The sequence below is a fragment of the Paraburkholderia ribeironis genome (genome assembly GCF_900019265.1).
Lineage (GTDB): Bacteria > Pseudomonadota > Gammaproteobacteria > Burkholderiales > Burkholderiaceae > Paraburkholderia > Paraburkholderia ribeironis.
On sequence record NZ_CYGX02000110.1, the window covers coordinates 1 to 5,209 of the forward strand.

Annotated in this window: 5 protein-coding genes and 1 pseudogene; 5 read left to right on the forward strand and 1 reads right to left on the reverse strand. The window is 59.9% G+C overall.

What is annotated here, in order from left to right:
- The 5 genes and pseudogenes from BN2475_RS30905 to BN2475_RS30925 all read left to right on the forward strand — a co-directional run.
- Window positions 1–1,248, forward strand: a 1,248-nt coding sequence (locus tag BN2475_RS30905) for a DEAD/DEAH box helicase (protein ID WP_143325991.1), incomplete at its 5' end; no start/stop codon positions are given.
- A 54-nt stretch (window positions 1,249–1,302) separates the two neighbouring features.
- A complete protein-coding gene (locus BN2475_RS30910; protein ID WP_245841701.1) occupies window positions 1,303–2,529 on the forward strand; it encodes a hypothetical protein in 1,227 nt (408 codons plus the stop codon).
- Window positions 2,530–2,539: 10 nt separating this feature from the next.
- On the forward strand, window positions 2,540–2,965 hold the full coding sequence (locus BN2475_RS30915) for a hypothetical protein (protein WP_094783187.1): 426 nt from the start codon (window positions 2,540–2,542) through the stop codon (window positions 2,963–2,965).
- A gap of 95 nt (window positions 2,966–3,060) precedes the next feature.
- A complete protein-coding gene (locus tag BN2475_RS34025) occupies window positions 3,061–3,432 on the forward strand; it encodes a hypothetical protein (protein ID WP_143325994.1) in 372 nt (123 codons plus the stop codon).
- Window positions 3,433–3,571: 139 nt separating this feature from the next.
- Window positions 3,572–3,652: pseudogene (locus BN2475_RS30925) on the forward strand (SEC-C metal-binding domain-containing protein); the annotation flags it as partial.
- Between the two features lie 616 nt (window positions 3,653–4,268).
- Here the strand turns inward: BN2475_RS30925 and BN2475_RS30935 are convergent.
- Window positions 4,269–4,982, reverse strand: a complete 714-nt coding sequence (locus BN2475_RS30935) for a hypothetical protein (protein ID WP_174642090.1) — start codon at window positions 4,980–4,982, stop codon at window positions 4,269–4,271.
- Between the last annotated feature and the right edge of the window lie 227 nt (window positions 4,983–5,209).

Genomic DNA, 5,209 nt, shown 5'->3' on the forward strand with positions numbered 1-5,209 from the left:
CTTACTGCAACAGAACCCGCGGAAGCCGAACGCTTCGCGCCCGGCCTGCGCGTGCTGGTCGCCCATCCCTCCGTCACGCCTGCCGATGCCCTGCGCGAACTCGATGACGTCCGGCTCGCTCACACGGATCTTGTCATCACCAGTTTCGGCGCGCTGCTTCGTCAACCCGCGCTGGAGACGATCCACTGGCGTCTGGCAATCGTCGACGAAGCGCAGGCAATCAAGAACCCCGGGGCGAGGCAAACCCGGCAGGTCAAGAAGCTTCAGGCCAGGGCGCGTATCGCCCTGACGGGCACGCCGGTCGAAAACCGCCTCTCGGACCTGTGGTCCATCTTCGATTTCACGCATCCGGGCCTGCTGGGCTCGATGAAGGATTTTGCCGGATTGAGCAAGCGCATGGAGAAAGCCGGCCACTTTGGTCCGCTTCGCTCGCTCGTGCGACCGTACATCCTGCGCCGCCTGAAGACGGACAGGAACGTCATTGCCGATCTCCCGGAAAAAACCGAGCTCAAGGCCTGGTGTCACCTGAGTCCCGTCCAGGCCGCACTGTACGAGCGCACGGTCAAGGACCTGGCCGCCGCGCTCGACGGTGCAGACGGTATTGAGCGCAAGGGGATCGTGTTGAGCTACCTGATGCGTTTGAAGCAGATATGCAACCATCCGTCCCAGTGGCTCGGCGACGCGGCCTGGAAACCTGAGGCCAGCGGAAAATTTGCGCGCCTGCGCGAGCTGGTCGACGTCATTGCCGCGAAGCAGGAAAAGGTACTCATATTCACGCAGTTCCGGGAAACCACTGAACCCCTGGCGGCGTTTCTCGGATCGCTGTTTGGCCGCGAGGGTTTGATCTTGCATGGCGCGACCCCGGTTGGCAGGCGTCGCGCGCTGGTGAAACAGTTCCAGGAAGACGAATTGACGCCATTCTTCGTGCTGTCGCTCAAGGCAGGCGGAGCGGGACTGAACCTGACAGCGGCTTCCCACGTGATTCATTTCGATCGCTGGTGGAATCCGGCCGTGGAGAATCAGGCGACGGACCGGGCCTTTCGCATCGGGCAGCGCCGGAACGTGCTGGTGCACAAGTTCGTCTGCCGCGGTACGGTCGAGGACCGGATCGACCAGCTGATCGAAGCGAAGCAGCAACTGGTGAACGATGTGCTCGAAGGGGGCGAGGAGCTGCGGCTCACGGAGATGAGCGATCGGGAGTTGCTCGATCTCGTCAGGCTCGATATACATTGTGCGCAGGAAAACTGATCAGGAAAGGGAACTGGAACGCGATGGGGTTACTACGGTGGATGGAAACCTTATGTGCCGGTGGCCGAGCGCCGGAGAAAAGCCGAGCAGCAGGTGGCGAAAGCGATCAAGGCCGGCAAAACGCTGTCGCCCATCCCGGCGTATCGCGGCGCCATCGCAAAAACCTTCTGGGGCAAGGCGTGGTGCGATAACCTGGAGCGCTACAGCGACTATGGCAGCCGCCTGCCACGCGGGCGCACCTACGTCCGTAACGGTTCGGTGATCGATCTGCAGGTCGCGGCGGGCAAAATACACGCCCAGGTCATGGGATCGAGCCTCTACACGGTCAAGATCGACGTCAGTGCGTCTGCCACTCAACACTGGCGAACGTTGGTCACCGACTGCGCGTCATCGATCGATTCCATGGTCGAGCTGCTGCAGGGCAAGCTGTCGGGCGCCGTGATGGAACGGATCGGCAAGCCGGTTACGGGACTCTTTCCCTCACCTAAGGATATCCGGTTCAGTTGCAGCTGTCCGGACTGGGCGTCGATGTGCAAGCATGTGGTCGCAGTGCTGTACGGTGTCGGCGCCCGGTTCGACCAGCAGCCCGAACTGCTCTTCACGCTCCGGGGTGTGGACGCATCCGATCTCGTCGGCAGCACGGGGGCCGGATTGTCCGTCTCCGCGACGGTGCCGGCGTCGGGCAAGGTCCTCGACAACGCTGCCCTAGGCGACGTATTCGGTATCGAGATCGACACCGGCAGTGAGCCGCCCACCGCACCACCTGTTGCCCGCAAACGGGCAGGAAGGCAATCAGCACCGCGAACGAGCTGGGGCGCCACGGCATCCACCCCACCGAAGCCTGCGGCGGACGCGAAATCGACCACGAAAGGCAAGGCGGCGGCACCCACAACGGTGGTCAAACCCGCCGCGGCCAAAAAACCCGCTCGCAAGGTGCGCGCGGATGCGCCAAAGGCACCCCGTTCAGCGAGCGCGAAATCAACCTCGAAAGGCAAAACGGTGGCGCCCAAAGCGGTGGTCAAACCCGTCGCTGCTGCAAAACCCGCTGGCAAGGCGAGCGCGGCCACGCCAAATGCACCCCGTTCAGCGAGCGCAAAATCGACCTCGAAAGGTAAAGCGGCGGTGCCCAAAGCGGTGGTCAAACCCGCCGTTGCCGCAAAACCTGCTGGCAAGGCGGGCGCGGATGTGCCAAAGGCGCGCCGATCAACCGCCACGCAAAAATCACCCACACGTTCGCTGGCGACACCACGAACCCTGCAGAAAGCAAATACCTCCAGATGAGGTCACCGTCATGGTCGCCGTCAAATTGGATGATCTTTCCTCGGCCTTCGACTTCGTCAGCTACACAGCGCCGATGGAACACCAGGCGTATATCTCGCTCGATACGGGAAAAATCTACTGGATTTCCGATGCCATCGCCACGATCGAGGAGGAGATTCCCGAGGATCTCGACGACCCGGATTGCTACCTCGTGATACCGCACAAGAACGAGCTTGATCTCGGAAGCAGTCTCGCCCTGCGCTTTGCCGCCCAGCAACTGCCTGCGCGTTATGGCCAGGTTGAAGGGTTTTTCCAGCGGCGAGGAGCCTATGCGCGCTTCAAGGATTTACTCGGGCGCGAAGGCGTCCTGGATCGCTGGTATGCATTTGAAGCCGAATCTGCCGAAAAGGCACTGAGGCAATGGTGTGCTGAAAAGGGGCTCAATATTGCTGACTGAGACACCAACATGAATCAGAGAACAGCCGGACCGTCGCCCGACGATGGCCTGTTCAGGGTGGCTCGAACCGACTCGTCCTGGACCTGGGTGCATACATGTCCGACGCCGCGATGCGCGTGCCGCAGCGCGCTGGTGCTGGCAACGCACGAGGGGCGAGAAACGCTCGAGGCGCGCCCGTCTGGCAGGCATGGATGGCCAAGGACGGAGATTATCGCGGGGTGGCCCGCACATGCGCCGATCTCATCGTCTTTGATCTGGATATCGATACCGCGCAAGCGTTGCTGCAGCCGCATGGCGACGAGCCACTGGATCTGGCGCAGAATCCCGAGGTCGCCGACATTGTCGCCCATATCGACGGCGAACTGCACTGCGCAGAGGTGAATCTGCACTTCGAGCCGCTCCTCCCGGGGGGAAACGTCCTCGCCGGGGCACGTCACTGTTCATCTGGCCGGCAAGATCCGGGTTGAACCTGAAACGAATCGTGATCGCGCACGTCTCGAACAACTTTGGGCCGCGTTCTGTCAGCGGCATCCCCGATACCTTGAGCGTCTTAAGCATCGCGACACGCTCATCAAGGCGATGGGCAAACGCCTCGTTACGCCCGCCAGGGCCGAACCGAAGGTGGGCCGAAACGATCCATGCCCATGCGGATCGGGAAAAAAATACAAGAAGTGCTGCGGCTCGTGACCGGCGAATCCCGAGTGCGCTCGTTGAGCCATCCGAAGAGTTGCATTTTTACTTCAATCGACCGGAAACCGTTGCCACATAAGGCTCATTCACCCGGTTTTCGTAGCTTGACCACGAAAGTCTCAACTTTAGTAGATTTTCGTATCAACTTTTCTTCGTTTGACACATATGGCCCCCGTTTTCTGACTCGACAAGTCTGCACGACGTCGAGGCAGCGGTCGGCGTCACAAAGGCAATACTTGCCACCAAATCATTCGTATGTTCAATGTAGGCGGTATTCGTTGCCGAAGCCAGAACGAATTGGCCGATCGCAAGAGAAAAATTGCAGAACACGAAAATCCAGATTAAGCAGGTGAAGGCGCTACCCGCGATGATCAGCAACAAGCGCCCCGTTGGTGGCGCCTCCTGGACGTCTTCCCTTGGCCGACCCATGCCGCGGGCCCACTAGGATTCAAGTTCGCGTAATCGAGCCAGCGCATGGGCGGCGAGCAGAGGCCAGCGGTAGCCGGCACAAGCGCAATTCGAGCTTTCCCAGTCGGTACGCCGGTCATTTGAACGGAGCGCCTTCAGAGCCAGATCAAATTAACCGGCTATCTAGGCCGCAGGTGTTCAGGGGCTAAACGTGCTTTATTTTCCGTTTCCTGAAGCGCCCCCTTTTCAGCTTGTGGTCATAGGCGCTTTTCACCGCGTCCGCAGGGAGCAGCAGGATCTCGCCGCGCCGCAGCCCCTGATGCAACATCAGCACAAATGCGACGTAGACACGCCAGCGCGTTTTCATGCGTAGAAACGGATTTTTGGGACATTCTGGATCGAGCAGCGCGTACAGCGCTTCGACGGTACTCGCTGGAAGCGATCGGACCGCCTCCACGGCAGCGCTCCTGCGAACGTGCAACTGGCTGTAAAGCGAAGATAGCCGGTGCAATCGCTCCTCAATGTGCCTGAGCCGATCATCGGCGCTCCGGGCGCTCGAAAGCCAGGTGATGACGTCTGTTACAAACCCGAGGCCAGTCTGCCAGCGATTTTCGTCGGCGCTGGTCACTGCGGGCTGATTGCGGATCGAGATAAACCAGGATTCGAGGATTGCCGCCAGTGCTTCGTCGTCAAATCCACTCAGGGCATCATCAAGCGCGTTGGCGCCCAACAGATTGTCCGCATGCTGATACAGGTTTTCAACGTACCGAAGCTTCTGCGTGAGCGTTGAACTGGCGAGCTGTGCTATCGACGTCGCTGACCAGATCGCAGACCAATAGCGCGGTATGCCGGTTTTGTCGACCAATACCGGGCCACGAAGTGCTGCAGGAACAAGGCTGCCGTAGAGCTGACGAAACACGGGCCGCTCGCGACGAATACGCAACGACCAAATTTACCATTCGCTGTGTGTCAGGTTGCTGACGCGGTGCGCTTTCATGCAACACATTCAAACTGACCACTAGTGTCAAAGCCATTCTGAAATGTCCGCTTACTGACCAGATAGAAATGTCCGGGTTTAAGGGGTTCTGGTTTGCTTCTCACGGGTTAAAGATCACGCAGTGTCGAAGACACCGTTCTGAATGGGCA